Origin of the sequence: Pseudomonas sp. S3(2024) (assembly GCF_036861315.1) — a bacterium.
In the GTDB taxonomy this organism is placed as follows: domain Bacteria; phylum Pseudomonadota; class Gammaproteobacteria; order Pseudomonadales; family Pseudomonadaceae; genus Aquipseudomonas; species Aquipseudomonas putida_A.
This window is the reverse complement of the sequence record NZ_JAZAQQ010000003.1, coordinates 127,136-145,170: the sequence shown is the minus strand read 5'-3', so window position 1 is coordinate 145,170 and position 18,035 is coordinate 127,136. Positions and strand designations below refer to the sequence as shown.

At 61.4% G+C, this 18,035-nt stretch carries 12 protein-coding genes and 1 pseudogene; 8 read left to right on the top strand and 5 right to left on the bottom strand.

The window, feature by feature from the left end:
* Window positions 1-8 precede the first annotated feature (8 nt).
* The gene (locus VLA07_RS09860; RefSeq protein ID WP_333989159.1) at window positions 9-4,562 is read left to right on the top strand and encodes a hypothetical protein; all 4,554 of its coding nucleotides are present in this window, start codon (window positions 9-11) and stop codon (window positions 4,560-4,562) included.
* A 33-nt stretch (window positions 4,563-4,595) separates the two neighbouring features.
* Here the strand turns inward: VLA07_RS09860 and pdxR are convergent, their stop codons facing one another.
* The gene (gene pdxR / locus VLA07_RS09855) at window positions 4,596-6,152 is read right to left on the bottom strand and encodes a MocR-like pyridoxine biosynthesis transcription factor PdxR (RefSeq protein ID WP_333989158.1); all 1,557 of its coding nucleotides are present in this window, start codon (window positions 6,150-6,152) and stop codon (window positions 4,596-4,598) included.
* Window positions 6,153-6,244: 92 nt separating this feature from the next.
* Here pdxR and VLA07_RS09850 point away from each other — a divergent pair, with 92 nt between their 5' ends.
* The 3 genes from VLA07_RS09850 to VLA07_RS09840 are packed head-to-tail and all read left to right on the top strand — an operon-like array spanning window position 6,245 to window position 8,009.
* Window positions 6,245-6,868, top strand: a complete 624-nt coding sequence (locus VLA07_RS09850; RefSeq protein ID WP_333989157.1) for an FMN-binding negative transcriptional regulator — start codon at window positions 6,245-6,247, stop codon at window positions 6,866-6,868.
* A 10-nt stretch (window positions 6,869-6,878) separates the two neighbouring features.
* Window positions 6,879-7,325: a GNAT family N-acetyltransferase gene (locus tag VLA07_RS09845; protein ID WP_097089433.1), complete on the top strand. Its 447-nt coding sequence runs from the start codon at window positions 6,879-6,881 to the stop codon at window positions 7,323-7,325.
* Window positions 7,326-7,337: 12 nt separating this feature from the next.
* Window positions 7,338-8,009, top strand: coding sequence for a GNAT family N-acetyltransferase (locus VLA07_RS09840; RefSeq protein WP_330205761.1), 672 nt, complete (start codon window positions 7,338-7,340; stop codon window positions 8,007-8,009).
* Between the two features lie 86 nt (window positions 8,010-8,095).
* Here the strand turns inward: VLA07_RS09840 and VLA07_RS09835 are convergent, their stop codons facing one another.
* Window positions 8,096-8,995 (bottom strand): homocysteine S-methyltransferase family protein, encoded by a 900-nt coding sequence (locus tag VLA07_RS09835; protein WP_097089431.1) that lies wholly within the window; start codon window positions 8,993-8,995, stop codon window positions 8,096-8,098.
* Window positions 8,996-9,106: 111 nt separating this feature from the next.
* On the opposite strand from VLA07_RS09835, the gene VLA07_RS09830 reads away from it, so the two are divergent.
* Window positions 9,107-9,928 carry an ABC transporter substrate-binding protein gene (locus VLA07_RS09830; RefSeq protein ID WP_027610350.1) on the top strand — a complete coding sequence of 274 codons (822 nt, stop codon included), beginning with the start codon at window positions 9,107-9,109 and terminating at the stop codon, window positions 9,926-9,928.
* Window positions 9,925-10,761: an amino acid ABC transporter permease gene (locus VLA07_RS09825; RefSeq protein WP_027610349.1), complete on the top strand. Its 837-nt coding sequence runs from the start codon at window positions 9,925-9,927 to the stop codon at window positions 10,759-10,761. Before VLA07_RS09830 ends, VLA07_RS09825 begins: the two co-directional genes overlap by 4 nt.
* 31 nt (window positions 10,762-10,792) lie before the next feature.
* Here VLA07_RS09825 and VLA07_RS09820 read toward each other — a convergent pair whose 3' ends face one another.
* On the bottom strand, window positions 10,793-11,071 hold the full coding sequence (locus VLA07_RS09820) for a helix-turn-helix domain-containing protein (protein WP_027610348.1): 279 nt from the start codon (window positions 11,069-11,071) through the stop codon (window positions 10,793-10,795).
* Window positions 11,068-11,220, bottom strand: a pseudogene (locus VLA07_RS09815) (type II toxin-antitoxin system HipA family toxin); the annotation flags it as partial. The gene VLA07_RS09820 and the pseudogene VLA07_RS09815, both read right to left, overlap by 4 nt.
* A 237-nt stretch (window positions 11,221-11,457) precedes the next feature.
* On the opposite strand from VLA07_RS09815, the gene VLA07_RS09810 reads away from it, so the two are divergent.
* Window positions 11,458-14,415: an autotransporter outer membrane beta-barrel domain-containing protein gene (locus VLA07_RS09810; RefSeq protein ID WP_333989155.1), complete on the top strand. Its 2,958-nt coding sequence runs from the start codon at window positions 11,458-11,460 to the stop codon at window positions 14,413-14,415.
* A gap of 631 nt (window positions 14,416-15,046) precedes the next feature.
* Window positions 15,047-16,084 (top strand): autotransporter outer membrane beta-barrel domain-containing protein, encoded by a 1,038-nt coding sequence (locus tag VLA07_RS09805; protein ID WP_333989154.1) that lies wholly within the window; start codon window positions 15,047-15,049, stop codon window positions 16,082-16,084.
* A 131-nt stretch (window positions 16,085-16,215) separates the two neighbouring features.
* Here the strand turns inward: VLA07_RS09805 and oadA are convergent, their stop codons facing one another.
* Window positions 16,216-18,024 (bottom strand): sodium-extruding oxaloacetate decarboxylase subunit alpha, encoded by a 1,809-nt coding sequence (gene oadA, locus VLA07_RS09800; RefSeq protein ID WP_333989153.1) that lies wholly within the window; start codon window positions 18,022-18,024, stop codon window positions 16,216-16,218.
* Window positions 18,025-18,035 lie beyond the last annotated feature (11 nt).

The window sequence follows — 18,035 nt, the reverse complement described above, 5'->3', positions numbered from 1 at the left end:
CAATGACAATGACTGAGCATTCAGCGAACACCGAAACCCATGCATTGCTGCAAAAGAGCCAGATCGTCCATCAGACCAGTCGCGGGCCCACGGTCGATGAAGTCGCCAGCGCAGTGCTGCGCCAGGCGCTCGAAGCGCTGTATCCACAACGCAAGATCGATCCCGAGCAGGCCATGATCGGCACGCCACAATGGCAATGGCTGAACGCGGAACGAGTGGCCCTGCCGACCCGATTTGAATCACTGACAGAGGCACTCGTCCGGCAATTTTTCAACGGCTCCAGCGCCAACTATCTGGAGGGTGAACACTTTCTGACCTTGAACCGCCAGGCCATGCCAGTGGTGCATATGGATGTCGATATCGAGGCCATTGCCGATCTGCTCAACGATTATGCGCCCCTGTTGTTTGTCGCCTTCGCCGAGCGACAGCTGGATTACTGGAACAGCACCCGACGCCAATTGCCGCGCTGGCAAGAACTCTCCGATGCCCTGCGCGAAGCCCTGAACGTCCATAACGCCGAGGGCTGGGACGATGAACAGTGCCTGGTCGCCCGGGCGATTTCGCGGCGCCCGGACAAACAGGAGCGCCAGCGTCACGACATAACACTGTCGGACATCCGCGTGTGCCTGATCGACATCGACTCGGTCGATGCTCAAGGCGCTGCCCGGCACCTGATTCTGGGCGGCGCCGTGGTGATTTTCGGACGCTATGGCCTGCGCGATCTGGTCATGATGTACACCGTGGAAGATGGTTACGAGACATTCGACTCTCTGCAGCAACTGGGTGAATCACTGCCGCAGCGTATCGAACTGTTGCCGGCCGGACAGAATCTGCAGTGGCAGTTGTTCGAACCCGAGGGCAATTTTTTCGACCACATGGCGTGGGTCCTGATTGCCAACCAGCTCGATGCCATCCGGGCAATCACCCGACAAAGTCTCGACGAGGAGACCGAGGACGGTACCTCCCTTCTGCCCCTGATCGAGCAAGCCAGCGAACCGCAGAAAAACACCCTCATCGACCTCGATGATTCGATACCCGACTGGTTGCTCGACGCTTCGGCTTCCGAGCTCGATCAATACAGCCAGTCGATCAATGCGCTGGGCCAGTTGTACCGGCAGGCAGACAAAGCGCTGTTGCCAATCCCGCCGATCGATACCTATGCACGCAATTGCATGCGTGAGGCGATCATTGCCGATCAGCCATCGGCGGCCGGGCTGCCTTTGGACAAATTGCAAATCCGCATCACCAACAGCTTCGAATCGGGAGGCGTGACACTGCCCGATCCGCATGACACCCATATCGAAACCCTGGGCGAGTACGCCTTGCAAAACCGCACGCCGTATCTGGCGACTCTGCAGTTCGACCCGCCACAAGCGCTGCCGCAGTGGCTGACTGTCGCCTACCTGACGAAGATGGCAAACAAGATCGACATGGGTGAGGCATACCCCGGCTTGATCAGGGACAGACTGATCAACGATCCGCTGCAGGCCCCCCTGCAGCAGCGCTTTTACATACGCCAGTTGCACGCACTGCTGCCGCTGATTGCACTGGAATCCAAGCTGCGTCGCCTCGGCGGCGTGGATGAGCAGGGTTATCGCTGTGTCCAGGAGTGGCTCAAACCGATACCCGGTCATCCACACACTGTGGTCATTCGCCCGCTGACGTTTATCCATGCCGGGGAGACTGTTGGCGATGTTGTCACCAACATGTTCATCATTGCCCCGCGTCTGCCTGGAGCCGGGCCATGCCTGCTGTATCGTCCGTTGCTTGAGCAGCCATTGCTGCAATTCCCCTCAACGCAAAACCTGCTGTACGCCGTCCATCAGCCAGGCGAACTGAGAGATTCGGTGCTGTCGTGGCTGGCGGATTCCCAAACCAGCTTCAAATATGCCCAATACACCTTCCCCATCGGCCTGCCCAGTCCGTGGCTGGGCGCGCAATTGCTCGCCGAGCCCTGGACCAGCGTCAAGTGGGCCGGGCCGGTCGGGCTTGCCTCTACGGCGCTGACTGGCGACGTGTTCCCGGTGCTGTTCAAGACCCATGCACTGGCGATGGCCGAACTCGCCGACCGACAGTCGTTATCCAATGCGCAACGCCGCTGGGCCTTGCTGCGAGACAGCGGGTGGGCGTTGTTCAACGTTGCCGCGAACTTTCTCTGCGGCCCGGCAGGCGCGGCGATCTGGGTCTGGCAAAGCATCAGCGAAATCGATCAGGTCGTGGATGCCCACAACCGTGGCGATACCCACGCGCAGTGGAGCGCGGTTGCCGATATGTTGCTGAACCTGGGCATGATCCTGGCCCATCATGCGGCCACCCAACGCACAACCGGCCCCCGCACAGCGTTGCGCAGCGAAGGCGCAAGCGATATCGAAAGCGAAGGACTGCCCCGGATCCAGACCGCCCCTGCACAAGCGCCTGTCCCGCCCACGGTTACACACGTCACCACGCTGCTGAAGGACCAACTCCCGGCCAGCCATTACTCCTCGCTTGAAGCCTACGGCTCGGTGCCCCGGCGTTCGCCCGGTGCCTTGGCAACGTTTCTGAATACTCTGGCCGTGCCGGCTCCCGACCTCACGGCAGCCGCCGTGGAAACCCTGCTGCGCGGCAAGGCGACCCTGTATCGCCTCGCTACCAGCACCTATGCGCAGGCGGGCGATCGCTGGTTCCGCGTGATTGAAAACGATGACCAGCAGGTGCAAATCGTTGATCCGCAGACACCGTCAAAAACCGGTCCGCTGCTGATTCACAACCAGCAAGGCCAATGGTTCGTGGATACCCGACTGCGTCTGCGCGGGGGCGCCGGGGGCACCAGCCTGCAAAGTCAGCTCAAGGCCCAGCGCAAGGAAAAGGAAACCCAGAGGAACCAGCTCGGTGCGGCTCTGGAGGCATTCAGAAGTCAGGAAGCCGTCGGCAACGCTGCTCTGGAACAAGCCCAGTCAGCCATGCTTGGCGCCTCCGGACAAGCCCATGAAGAGGCGACCCGGCGTTACCTTGAACACGTCGAAAAGCTGATCGGGGATTACGACGAGGCCTTGAAAATACTCGGCCAATGGCGCCTCAAAGGGGGGAGCGACGGCTATTTCGTCGAATTGCAGCGCATGACCACTTTGCTGCAAAAAAACCTCAGCCTCTGGTTCGTTCTCAAACGCAACGCTTACGCAGTATTGACCCGTAAATTGGCTCAACACACGGTCATCGATACACCGCAAGCGCTGCAAAGTTACAACGAGGAACTGCACCAGGCTCTGGCGTTGAGCCAGGACATGATCGCCCGCCTGCAGCTGTCCCGTACCTCCTTGGAAACTCTCGACACCATCGGCAGCGCAGGCATGACCACTGCGCAACGCTTGCGCCAACTGCTCCCGGCGTTTAACCAGTGGGATCTGAAATCCAATGCCATCGGCATGTCTCACGAGTTGTGCATGCAGGAAACTGCCACCGAAGCGGCGCGGGAAGCCACCGGTTGGCTGATAATCGAAGCCGCCACCGCCACACATCGCCACGCCGCCCTGATCAGGAAACCCGACAACGGCGACAGCACTGCGCTGCGCATTGATCGTCTGAGCCGACTGATCGATGTCTATGTCGATGCCGATCAGCGTCTGGGGGACTTGCCAGGCGAATACCCGGGCATGGTGGTTGCGGCGGAACTGACGCGGCTAAGAAGCTTGCTCGGCGAGTTCAGACAACTGGCGCAGGAGCAACTGAGCGAACTGCTGCCGGAAACCGGAGCCCGCAGCACGCCGGCCACACCGGGCCCCTCTGTCGCAGGACCGTCCCGACCGGTTGGCAAGGTCACCAAGAGCCGGCCTCGTGACCCAGCGCCCGCCAGGCCCGCAGCCGCCAGCGAATCACCTCTGGAAGAAATGCTTCCCGTCAGACCCACCGCCTCCCCGACGACGCAGGTGGGCGACATCGAGTTCATTGCCGATGCCCTGAACCAGAATGAGCGAGTGCAGGCGTTCATTGACCGGACCCGGCGTGACGCTCTGAGGCCCAACCGCATACCGGCAGACATGCAGGATCTGTTCGATCAGCAGGCTCGGCGACTGGAACAGATTGCTGCCAGCGTCGAACAGGCGCAGGCACGCATTGTCGCCTCTGGAGGCACGCGGTTGCCGGTGGGCAACTTGAGTGCGGAACTCAACAGCGCCGCGATCCGGTTACGTGCTCAAGGCATCGCCGTGCGCGCCAGTCTGCTCAAGGACCGCCAACCTCGACAAGCCTATTTGCAATGGTTGCTGGACAATCATCAGGTACGGATCGTCAGGAACGTCCAGGGCCGGATCAAGACCAAAAAGCGCCAGGATTATTTTCAGGAGTATCAGATACTCGACAGCACCCAGCATGATCAGCCGTTATGGCTCGCGCATTTTCACTACGACTCGCCCGAAGCCGCGCCGGAACAATTCACCGCGGCGCACCTGAAAATCGCCGATGCGCATTTGAAGACCCTCAGCGCAGAACGTCGACAGGCTCTGACAAGTCTGACGCCAATCGATTACGTGCTGCGCCGGATTGGCGATCCGAGCCTGTTCCTGCAACTCGAAGCACAACTGTGATACCACCGTCGGGCGCATCGATCTGCGCCCGCTTCAGAGGGTGTGCCACACGGTTCGCAAACGCTCGAGCGCCGCTTCGATTGCGCGCTCAGGCACCGCAGCAAAGCCCAGCACCAGTCCGGCGCGCTGATCGACCGGGGTCGTGGAATCAGGCAGCCAATAGCTGCTCAGAGCATTGATCTCGACGTCAACGCTACGCGCCAGTTCGATCAGTTGGCTTTCACGCGCCACACTGGCGACCGGCACGGTCAGGTGCAGCCCGGCGGCAACGCCGGGCAACTGGCCGACGCCCGGAATATTCTGCGGCCAGCCACCGAGCAGGACATTGCGTCGGCTCAGCGCCGCGCGGCGCATGCGTCGGATGTGCCGCTGGAAATGCCCGGCGGCCATGAACTCGGCCATCACCGCCTGGGTACTGACTTCGGAGTGACGCACATCCACCGCACGCCTTTGCGCAAAGGCCTCCACCAACCCCGGCGGCAACACCAGATACCCCAGGCGCAACGCCGGGAACGCGACCTTGCCGAACGTGCCGACATACAGCACTCGCCCCTGTCGATCGAGAGCGGCCAAAGGCGCCAGCGGCGCGCCGCTGTAACGATACTCGCCATCGTAATCATCCTCGACGATCCAGCCCTGCGTGCGCTCGGCCCAGGCCAGCAATTCGAGGCGGCGGGCCAGACTCATTACCACCCCCGTGGGGTATTGGTGGGAGGGCGTGACATAGGTCAGGCGGCAATCGGTCAGTCCTGCCAGTTGCTGGCAGTCGATTCCCTCGCTGTCCACCGCCACCCCGTGCAACCGGGCACCGGCCACGGCGAAGGCATGACCGGCCGCTCGATACCCGGGATTTTCAATCGCTACGCCGTCGCCCGGCGCTACCAGCAACTGTGCACAAAGGCTTATGCCCTGCTGTGCGCCACTGGTGATCACAATTTGCTCAGCCGTGCACTGCATGCCCCGTGAGCTGCGCAAATAGGCCGCGATCATCCCGCGCAACCGCGCATCGCCCGCCGGATCGCCATAACACAACTGCTGCAAATCCGGCTTGCGCCAGAAAGCCGCGTTCAGCTTGGCCCAGACGTCAAACGGGAACAGATCGAAGGCTGGAACGCCGACCCGAAAAGCACGCGGCGGACCACTGGGTGGCAGGGCCAGATGATTGTTTTCAACCCGCTGAATTGCGTCGCTGTGGATAACTTTACTGGATGGAACCACAGGTAAATCCAGCCAATTTGTGGATAAGGCTGTGGGTAAGCTTGTTGAAAACCCTGTGGATACTTTTGTGGATAGTTTTTTGGTGGGCAATGCGCTGTGCGGCAACTGGGCGACATACGTGCCGTCCCCGACCCGGCCTTCGATGAAGCCTTCGGCGTACAGCTGATCGTAGGCGCGCACCACGCTGTTGCGGGAAATCGCCAACGCCGTCGCCAGATCACGGCTGGCCGGCAGCCGCGTGCCACTGGCCAGACGCCCGTCCAGCACGCGCAGACGTAGCGCCTGATAGAGCTGGCGGCTCAAACCCTGACGGCGGTCGAGCTCGATACCGGCCGGATTGAACGGCATGGACAGCGTGGGCGATTCGGGCATGACAATGGACCTATGAAATTGCTCATCAATGGCTCTTACAACAGACCAATAGCCTGCCTAGGATGCAGGCATTCGCCAAGGAAAATCTCTCCATGTACACGCCCCGCGCCTTTGCCATCGACGAACTGTCGCAACTGCACGAACTGATCCTCGCCACTCGCCTCGCGATTCTGGTGAGCCACGGTGAAAACGGCCTGCAAGCCAGCCATGTACCGGTGCTGCTGCACCGCGAACAGGGCCCGAACGGCACGCTGTACGGGCACCTGGCCAAAGCCAATCCGCAATGGAAAGACCTGCGCGACGGCGCTGAAGCGATGCTGATATTTGCCGGTCCCGACGCCTACGTCAGCCCGGGGTTTTACCCAAGCAAGACTGAGCACGGCAAAGTCGTGCCGACCTGGAACTACGTCGCCGTGCACGCCTACGGCCACGCCGAAACCTTCAGCGACGGCGGGCGCCTGCTCGACATCGTCAGCACGCTGACTGATCGCCATGAAGCCGGTCGCGCACAACCATGGAAGGTCGACGATGCGCCGGCCGACTACATCGACGGCATGCTCAAGGCGATCGTCGGTTTCGCCATTCCCATCGACCGCCTCGAAGGCAAGCGCAAGCTCAGCCAGAACCGCAGCGCCGAAGACATTGCCAGCGTGCGCGAAGGCCTGGCTGCCAGCCCCGACATCGCCGACCGAACCCTCGCCCACTTGATGCGTTAAGGAAATCAGCATGAGTCAGATCCAGATCCGCCCGGTGACCGCCGGTGATCACGCCGCCTGGTTGCCGCTGTGGCAGGCCTACCTGCGCTTCTACAATACCGAGTTGCCGGACGCCGTCACGCAGAGCACCTGGCAGCGTTTCCTCGACCCGAGCGAGCCGACCCACGCCGCCCTCGCCTGGGCTGACGGCAAAGCAGTGGGCATGGTGCATTTCATTTATCACCGCTCCAATTGGAGCATCGAAAACTCCTGCTACCTGCAGGACCTGCTGGTGGCGCCGGAGACTCGTGGCACCGGCGTCGGTCGCTTGCTGATCGAACACGTCTACGCCACTGCCAAGGCCGACGGTTGCTGCAAAGTGCATTGGCTGACCCACGAAACCAATGCCACCGCGATTCAGCTCTACGAGCGCATCGCCGAGCGCCCGGGATTCATCCAGTTTCGCAAAGCCATTTAAGGAGCCGCGTACATGCCCACTGCACTTGCCGACTGGAAAGGCGTCCCCGCCCCCACCGCCACCTTGCTCGAAGGCCGCTTCATCCGCCTGGAACGCCTCGACCCGGCGCGCCACGGCGACGAGTTGTTCAACGCCCTCGAAGGCCCCGGCGCCGACCCGAAGCTGTGGGATTACTTGCCCTATGGGCCGTTCCCCGAGCGCAGCGTTTTCAATGACTGGTTGAACAACCATGCGGCCAGCAGCGATCCCTATTTCTTCAGCGTGATTGACCGCGTCACGGGCGAGGTGCAAGGCATTCTGAGCCTGATGTCGATCGTCCCGGCGCAGGGGCGCATCGAGATCGGCCACGTCACCTTCGGTGCGCCGATGCAACGTTCACCGAAGAGTACCGAAGCGGTTTACCTGTTGGCCAAATACGCCTTCGAACAGGGCTATCGTCGCCTGGAGTGGAAGTGCAACAACGGCAACGCCCGCTCCAAATACGCCGCCGAACGTCTGGGTTTCAGCTTCGAAGGCGTGTTCCGCCAGCACATGGTGGTCAAGGGCCAGAACCGCGATACCGCGTGGTATTCGATTGTGGATTCGGAGTGGCCGGAGATTGCGACAGGGTTCGAGCAGTGGTTGAGCGATGCCAACCAGACGCCGACCGGGCAGGTGAAAGGTTTGGTCGAGTGCCGTTCCTGAGTCTGTAAATGTAAAAGATCGCAGCCTGCGGCAACTCCTACAGGGTGTAGCTGAGCTGCCGCTGACTGCGATCTTTTGATGCTTATTTACACCAGTTTCTGCGCCAGCACCGCGATGTGTTCCGGCCCGATCCCGCAGCAACCGCCCAAATGGCTGGCGCCCCGCTGCTGCCAATCCTTCGCCCAGTGCAGATACCCCGGCGGATCCAGATCGTCGCGCAACGGGTCGAGGCCGTCGTTGGCGGTCGCCTCTTTCGGTTGCGGTGGAAACGCGTTGGCATACGCGCCGATGTGAATCTGCACACCCAGGCGTTCGAAGGTATCGCGCGCCGCATCAATCGCCGCACCGATCACTTCCGGCTGGCTGCAGTTGAACAGCAGCGTCTCGACGCCCAATTCCGCCGCCACCGCCGCTGCTTCGGCCACCGGTTCGCCGGAACGCAGACGTGGCACCTCGTCGGTGTCTTCATCCTTCAAAGTAAACGACAGCCAGAACGGTTTGCCGTCCTGCGGCAGACTGGCGCGAATGGAACGCGCCTCGATGATCGAGCTCTGGGTTTCCGCCAGCCACAGGTCGACATGTGGCGCCAGGCCGGTTACCAGTGGCGTCAGCAATTCGTTCACCCGCGCCGCTTCGAACAGATCCGGGCGATAGGAGCCGAACAGCGGCGGCAACGAACCGGCCACTCGCACCGCTTTGCCCGAGGCCTGCACCGCACGCTGCGCCAGCTCTCCGGCCAACGCCGCCAGTGCCTGACCTTCAGCGGCAAACCGCGCCTCGCCGATGTGAAACGGCACGACCGCATAGCTGTTGCTGGTGATCACATTGGCGCCGCTGGCGATGTAGGCGGCGTGCACCGCTTCGACAGCTTGCGGTGCTTCGATCAGGGCCAGCGCCGACCACTCGGGCTGCCGAAACGGCGCCCCGGCGCGTTGCAACTCACGGCCCATGCCGCCATCGAGAATTACCGTGCTTGCTGTGCCCATATGCTTTTCGCTCATATGCTTATGAAAATTACTCACTACCAGAGTAGTTCTTATAACTATTTAATACGCACCATTCGGTTAATAACAACCCCTTTTTTTCAGGTGTCGACTGTGAAACTTCAACCGCTACTGGCCCTGGGCCTGACGATTCTGGCCGCGTCCACTCAAGCCTTCGGCGGCGCCACACTCGATCGCGTCGAACAGAAAAAACAACTGGTCGGCGTGCTGATGGAAAGCTACCCACCCTTTTCGTTTCTCAATGAGCAGAATCAGCTCGACGGCTTCGACGTGGACGTCGCCAAAGCCGTTGCGGACAAGCTGGGGGTCAAGCTGCGCCTCGAAACACCATCCTGGGACGTGATCGCTGCCGGCCGCTGGAGCGGGCGCTATGACATCTGCATCTGCTCCATGACCCCGAGCAAGGCGCGCGCCGAAGTGTTCGATTTCCCGGTCGAGTACTACGCCTCGCCCGCCGTGATCGTGGTCAACGCCAAGGACGATCGCATCCACGGCGCCAAGGACCTGAGCGGCAAAAAGGTCGGCCTGACCAGCGCCAGCAGCTACGAAAGTTATCTGAACAAGAATCTGGTCATCGAAGGCGCAGAAGACACGCGCCTGGAGTACCCGTTCGAGGATGTGCAGATCGCTCCGTACGATACCGACAACGTCGCCTTCCAGGATCTGGGCCTGGGCGCCGGTGTGCGCCTGGATGCCATCCTCACCAACTTGGTGACCGCGCAGCCGCGCCTGAATCAGGATCAGCGTTTCAAACTGGCGGGCGCGCCGCTGTACTCTGAACCTAACTCGGTGGCCATCGAAAAGGGTGATGCCGAGTGGGACGCCAAAGTGCGCGAGGTGTTTGCGCAACTCAAGCAGGACGGCACGCTGAGCAAGCTGTCGCAGAAATGGATCGGCGCCGATATCAGCCAATGACTGCCTTCCCGACACCTCCACAGCCACCACAACCGGTAGCTGAATCGCGCCTGCAACGGCTGCTTGGTTTCCGCACGCGCCTGTACCTGACCTGGGCGGCGATGTTCAGCCTGTTCGCCGGTTTTTTCCTCAGCTTCGATCTGAAGCTCTCGATCATCCTCGACAAGCTGCCGAATCTGCTCGGCGTGCACCTGGCGCCCAACGGCTTTCTGCAGGGCGCGGCACTGACCCTGTTTCTCTGCGCCTGCGCGATCGTCGCCTCGTCCTTGCTGGGCTTCGTCACCGCCCTCGCGCGCCTGTCGAAAAGCGCCGTGGCATTCGGGATCGCCAGTTTCTACACCTCGTTCTTTCGCGGCACGCCGCTGCTGATCCAGATCCTGTTGATCTACCTCGGCCTGCCGCAACTGGGCGTGGTGCCCGGCGCAGTGGTAGCCGGGATCATTGCCCTGTCCCTCAACTACGGCGCCTACCTCAGCGAAATTTTCCGCGCCGGTATCCTCGGCGTGCCCTACGGCCAACGCGAAGCTTCGCTGGCGCTGGGCATGCGCGAGAGCGTGATCTTCTGGCGCATCACCCTGCCCCAGGCGATGCGCACGATCATCCCGCCGACCACCAACCAGTTCATCTCGATGCTCAAGGACTCGTCACTGATCTCGGTGATGGGCGTCTGGGAAGTGATGTTTCTGGCGCAGTCCTACGGACGCTCGAGCTACCGCTACATCGAGATGCTGACCACGGCGGCGATCATTTACTGGCTGATGTCGATCGGTCTGGAGCTGATCCAGGCGCGTATGGAGCGGCATTACGGCAAGGCTTATGTGCGGCGTAGCTAGGCTAATCAGCACCTTGCGCCAGCGTCGGGTTTTAATTGATCTCTCGTCGGATCCGCACCACGCCCATTTTCAGTCCAAACGGACGAAACACCGCATTCAACGATTTCAATGTCTGATTGCCCTCGCCATGCTCGATATGCACCAGCGTGCGAACCGATATTTTGCACATCCTGGCAAACTGGGTTTGATGCAGACCGGTCACTTCCACGCGTAGACGACGAACCGCTTCACCGATCTCCAGTGTCCCTTGGGCCAGCGCCTCTTGAATGTTTTCGATGAGCACCGTGCGCTCGGCTACCGTCATGCTCATTTCAGATCCCACTCTTTCAAACGTTGCTCCAGATTTTTCAGATGGATTCCCGGGTGGTTCATCGTTCTGTCGGGCAACCCACTCGCCGTCAATAGGTCGGGGAGCGCCGCCAGACGCTGGGCATCTTCACGCAAGCGTTCGAAAGGATCTGATGCGTCAGTCAAGCCCAGCTGTATTTAAATGCATTTAAGCAGGGATTTTATTGCTCAAAGATGCAATATATTGCACCTCGGCTAAGATGGCCCGGTGCAATATGCAACAAAATGCAGATGCGACTGTGTTTAAGATCATATGCACCAAGTAATGCTGGTCACCTTCCGACATCATTTTGTAAAACCCCATCGCTATACAGGACGGCCCGCTTATAACAAAAAGGCCCTCCACCCATGACCTTCCCGCCTCAGCGCTTGTCCCTCGCTGCCGTTCTGCTGATCACCGCCGGCACCGCCCACGGCAAGACCGTGCAGATCGACACTGCCACTACTGCCGCGCAAACCCTTGGCGGCAGTGACACGCTGACGATCTCGGCACCGGGCAGCATCACCAACAGCGGCAAGGCGGTGAGCCTGAAGGACGGCACCAGTGGCGCCGGTGTGGTCATCGATAACGCCGGGAAAATCGTTTCCAGCGGTGGCCGGGCCATCGACAGCAGTGGTGACCTGACCCAGGCGCGTAATTACCAGATCTTCAACCGCAGCGGCGGGCAGATTCTCGGCGCCAATGACGCCTTGCGTATAGACAGTAACTTCGTCAGCGGCAGTCTGTTGATCGACAACAGCGGCGTGATTCGCTCGACCACCGGCCAAGGCCTGGACCTCGATGCGCTGCGCAGCAACGGGGTCAAAACCACCCTCATCAACCGCGCTGGCGGACTGATTCGTGGCGATGCCAGCGACGGCATGAAGACCGGCGCCAACGCGACGATTACCAACTACGGTGAGATCTCCACCGGCGACTCGCACAACGCCGATGAGAAGTTCGATGGCGTCGACATCGACTCGGCCAGCGGTGTCAGCGTGACCAACTACGGGGTGATTTCCGGCGGCCGCCATGGCATCACCACCGACCTCGGTGCGACGCTGGTCAACTATGGGCAGATCACCGGACGCAATGGTTCCGGATTCGGTTCCGACGGCGATGGTACGGTGATCAACCACGGCACCATCACCGGTGCTTACTCAGGCTTGCAGGCGAACGGTGACGGTGATGGCGTGGACATCGACAAGATCGCCCACATCGAAAACTACGGCACCATTCAGGGCGTCGGTGCGGGTGGCGTGGACAAGGGCGGATTCGCCAACGGCAGCGAAGGCATCGCCCTCGGCGGCGGCTACATTCTCAACGCGAGCAACGCACTGATCAGCGGCGCCAACAGCGCGATTCTGGTGGACGACGGCAGCGGTGGTTCGGGGCTGGCAGCCACCACGCTGGAGAACTACGGCACCATTCAAGGCCTCGACGGCTTCGGCGTGAAGTTCGTCGGCGAATTCGCCGACAACGTGATCAACGGCGGCACCATCAGCGGCAGCAACGGCCTGGCACTCGACCTCGGTGGCGGCAACGACAGCCTGACCCTGCGCAACGGCAGTCGCTTCGTCGGCGTGGTCGATGGCGGCAGCGGGTACGACCGGGTGGTGATGGACGATGCGGCGGGCGGCAGCTTCGGCGCCAGCCGCAATTTCGAATGGCTGGAGGTCAGGCAAGGTGCGTGGACACTCACCGGCAGCGGCGATTTCAGCGATGGCGGCGCGGTGCGCAATGGCGCGACCCTGGTCAACCAGGGCGGCATTGCCGGCAGCCTGACCGTAGACGCCGGCGGTGTGTATGCCGGTGGCGGCTCGGTGGGCAATCTCAACGTCAACGGCACGCTGCGTACCGACACCGGCCTGGGTCGCGCAACCATCGTCCATGACTTGAATATGGGCAGCGGCTCGACCCTCGTCTACGGCGTCAACGCCGATGGCAGCAGCGCCCCGGTTCAGGTCGGCGGCACCGCCAGCCTCAACGGTGCGACCCTGGCGGTGAACCCCGGCAGCGGCACTTATCCGTGGCAGAGCCATTACACCGTGCTGCAAGCCGCCAACGTCAACGGCACCTTCGGCAACGTCACCAGCCACTACGCGTTCCTCACGCCGACGCTGGCCTATACACCGACACAAGTCGACCTGACCTACACCCGCAATGACGTGGCCTTCAATCAGTTCGCGGCGACCGGCAACGGCAGCAACGCGGCCAACAGCCTGGCCACGATGGGCAAGAACAACGCGCTGTACAACGCCTTGCTCAACACCACCCAAAGCACGGCCGGCGCGGCGATCGAGCAACTGGCCGGCGCCAGCAACGCCAACCTGACCAGCGCCACGCTCGGCGCCAGCAGTCAGGTGGGCAACAGCATGCTGTCGGCGATGCAGCAAATGGGCGGCAGCCCGGGGTTGATGGTTGGCGTTGATCAACGCGACACCCCGGTGCTGGCGGCCAACGGCGTACCGTCGGAAGCGCGCAATCTGAATGACCCGAACGCGCGCGGACGCCTGTGGCTGCAAGCCATCGGCGGCTACGGCAAGCTCGACGGCGAGCACGGCAACAACGGCCTGGAGCAACGCACCAAGGGCAGCGTACTGGGTGCCGACTGGGCACTGAATCCGCAGTGGCGCCTCGGCGTACTCGGCGGTTATTCAAAGACTGATCTGGACGCGACCGGCGTCGATGGCAACGTCGAGAGCTGGCACGCCGGCGTCTACGCACTGCGTCAGAGCGGCCCGTACTCCCTGCGCCTCGGCGCCGCCTACAGTGGCCATCAGGGCGAAAGCAAACGCACGGTGGCGTTCAATGGTTTCAGTGATCGGCCCAAAGGCGATTACGACGCCGACAGCCAGCAAGCCTTCGCCGAACTCGGCTACACCATGGGCAGCGGTCGCCTCAGCGCCGAGCCGTTCGCCAGCCTCGGCTACCAGCGCTACCACCGCGACCGCTACCAGGAAAAAGGTGGCGCCGCCGCACTCGACGTCGACAGCCAGAGCCAGGACAACTTCAGCAGCACCTTCGGCCTGCGCCTGGCGCATCTGAGCAGCCTCGACAACGGCATGAGCCTGACCCCACGCATGGCCGCTGGCTGGAAACACACCTACGGCGATGTCAGCAGCTCTACGCGTCAGGCATTTGTGGTCGGCGGCAGCGCATTCAATGTCGATGGCAGTTCGCTGGATCGCGACAGCCTGATGCTCGAAGCCGGGCTGGATCTGGGGATCTCCGCACGGCATACATTGAGTGTCGGCTACAGCGGCGAGATCGGCAGCAACAGTCGCAATCACGGGTTGATCGGGCAGTGGCAGATGAGTTTCTGATCGTTGAACAGCCGGCGGCGTCTGGATCTGGTGTAGGAAAAGGCCCCGCCGGGTTCGTGTAAAACCACCGATCGCAGGACTTGCGATCCTTTTCTACGGTGAAGCTCCGATGTCGCCTGCAAGGCTGCGAGAAGCAGCCGACATCGGATTTTTTGCAGCAAAAATAGAGTGGGGTCTCCTATCCAGAGAGGCCCGACTCATGCCCGGACACTACCAGCTTCGCCCCCTCCAACTCGCCGTGGCGATTGCACTGGCAATCGGATGGAGCAACGTTTCCATCGCCCAACAGCCGGAGATTCCGGTCGTCGAAACTGCAGTAGAACCCAAGCCCAAAAAGCCGCGTAAAACAAAGCCAAAGCCGCCCGTCGAGTCGGGCGGCCTCCCCACGATTGAAGAAGTTATCAATCCAAGTCCAGCCCAAACTGCCATCCAACCATTGGCGAGCAGCTCTTCCAGCAATGCAGAGCATCGGACACCCGATCAAGAGATGCCGGTTGAGCCTTTGCAAGACAGGCCTCTGGAGCATCTGGCAAACAGCACGAATGCTCAGAAACTCGCAAAAAGCCTTGAAGAAAATTCCGTTCCACCGCAGCAACCGCAGCAACCGCAGCAACCGCAAGAGCCTGAGACATTGCCCCAACCAGCGCAGCCCGTAACGCCTGCCTCGCCATCAAATACCGCCATCAGCGCCCTGCTCGACGCCAGCACACCAACAGCGAGTCTGGCACTCGAACAACTTGCCGCCGGCAGCAACGCCAACCTCGCCAAAGCCACTCTGAGCAGCGCCGCTCCGGTCAGCACCAGCATGCTCTCGGCGATGCATCAGCTGGACAATCGTAAAGCTGATGATCCCGGGCGAGTCTGGCTGCAAGCTCTGGGACATGGCGGCAAGGTCGATCGTGATTACGACAGTGCCCTCAAACACTCCACCCACGGTTTGGTGCTGGGGGCCGACTGGCAATTCGACGAACAGTGGCATGTCGGCCTGATGGGGGCGAAAGCGCAAACCCGGCTCGATGCCCAACAGTTTGACGGCGATCTCGACAGCTGGCACCTCGGCGCCTACGCGCTGCGTCAGGACGGCCCGTTCGCCCTGCGCCTGGGCGCCTCGTACGGTCATCATGACGGCAACGGCAAACGTCGCGTCGACTTCAATGGTTTCAGTGATCGCCTCAAGAGCAGCTATGACGCCAGCACCCAGCAGGTGTTTGCCGAAGTCGGCTACAACCTGGGACGTGGCAACGTCAGCTTCGAACCGTTCGCCAGCGTCGGTTATCAACGCTACCAGCGTGATGGTTACACCGAGAAAGGTGGCGATGCGGCGCTCAAGGTTCAGGGGCAGACCCGGGCGAACCCGAGCAGCACCGTCGGCCTGCGCCTGGCGAAAACCAGTCACCTGGCCAACGGCATGCAGTTGACGCCACGTCTCAGCGCCAGCGTCAAACATACCTACGGCGAGCTCGATAACGAAACGCGCCAGCAACTGGTCAAGGGTGGTAAAAGCTTTGCAGTCGCCGGGGCCGAGATGGATCGCAACAGCTTCACGCTAGACGCCGGTCTGGATCTGACCCTGTCCGCCCGTAACACTCTGGGCGTTGGACTCACTGGCGAGGCCGGTAGCGACAGCCGCAGTTACGGCGTGATGGGCCAGTGGCGCATGGCGTTCTGACACAAAGCGACGTGTAGCTGCCGCTGGCTCGGGCCTGCGGCAGCCCCTACAAAGAACAGCATATTGCAGGCGAAAAAAAAGGGGAGCACATGCCCCCCCGAGGTTTAAAACGTTGAATCGCGGCAGTTATCTCAGCCTTCGATCTCGATCAGAATTTCACCCGGATTCACCCGGTCGCCCTTGGCCACATGGATGGCGGTAACCTTGCCGGCAATCGCTGCCTGAACTTCGGTTTCCATCTTCATCGCTTCGGTGATCAGCACCGCCTGACCGGCCTTGACGGTGTCGCCTTCCTTGACCAGCACATCGACGATGTTGCCCGGCATGGTGGTGCTGACGTGGCCCGGTGCCGATGCTTGTTTGCGTTTGCTGCTGCCACCGCCGACAAATTCGTTGAGCGGTTCGAACACCACTTCTTCCGGCATGCCATCGATGGACAGGTAGAAGTGACGCTTGCCTTCGGCCTTCACGCCGACACCGGTGATGTCGACGCGGTAGGTTTCGCCGTGGACGTCGATGACAAACTCGGTCGGTACGCCTTCGCCACCGGCCTTCGCCACACCGCCGGCCTCAGGGATCGGCAGCAGCACTTCCGGAACCAGGGTGCCGGCGGCACGCTCTTCGAGGAAATTGCGGCCGATGTCCGGGAACATGGCGAAAGTCAGCACGTCTTCTTCAGACTTGGCCAGTGCGCCAATGTCGGCACGCAGCTTGGTCATCTCCGGCTTGAGCAGATCGGCCGGACGTACGTCGATCACCTCTTCGCTGCCGATGGCCTGACGACGCAGTTTTTCGTTAACCACGCCCGGCGCCTTGCCGTAACCGCCCTGCAGGTACAGCTTCACTTCGTTGGTGATGGTCTTGTAACGCTCGCCGGCCAGCACGTTGAAGAACGCCTGGGTGCCGACGATCTGCGAAGTCGGGGTCACCAGTGGCGGGAAACCAAGGTCTTCACGCACCCGCGGGATTTCCGCCAGCACTTCGGCCATGCGGTTCAGTGCGCCCTGCTCTTTCAGCTGGTTGGCGAGGTTGGAGATCATACCGCCCGGTACCTGGTTGACTTGCACGCGGGTATCGACCGCGGTGAACTCGCTTTCGAACTGGTGGTACTTCTTGCGCACGGCGTAGAAGTACAAACCGATTTCCTGCAGCAGCTCCAGGTTCAGACCGGTGTCGTACTCGGTGCCCTTGAGCGCAGCAACCATCGACTCGGTGCCCGGATGACTGGTGCCCGAGGCGAAGCTGGAGATCGCGGTATCAATGTGATCGGCACCGTTCTCGATGGCTTTCAATTGGCACATCGCCGCCAGACCAGCCGTGTCATGCGAATGTATGAACACCGGCAGCGACTGCTCGGCTTTCAACGCACGGACCAGTTCACCGGTGGCGTATGGCGTGAGCAGACCGGCCATGTCCTTGATCGCCACCGAGTCGCAACCCATGGCTTCCATCTGCTTGGCTTGCGCCACAAACGCGTCGATGGTGTGCACCGGGCTGGTGGTATAAGCGATGGTGCCCTGGGCGTGTTTGCCAGCAGCCTTCACCGCTTCGATGGCCACGCGCAGGTTACGCACGTCGTTCATCGCGTCGAAGATGCGGAACACGTCGATGCCGTTGACCGCAGCCTTGGCGACGAAAGCTTTAACCACGTCGTCGCTGTAGTGGCGATAGCCGAGCAGGTTCTGCCCGCGCAGAAGCATTTGCAGACGGGTGTTGGGCAGCGCGGCGCGCAGTTGGCGCAGGCGCTCCCACGGGTCTTCTTTCAGAAAGCGCACGCAGGCGTCGAACGTCGCGCCGCCCCAGCACTCCAGCGACCAGTAGCCGACTTTGTCGAGCTTGTCGCAGATCGGCAGCATGTCTTCGGTGCGCATGCGAGTGGCGAGCAGCGATTGGTGAGCGTCGCGCAGGATGGTGTCGGTTACGAAAATTTTCTTGGACATTGTTGTATTCC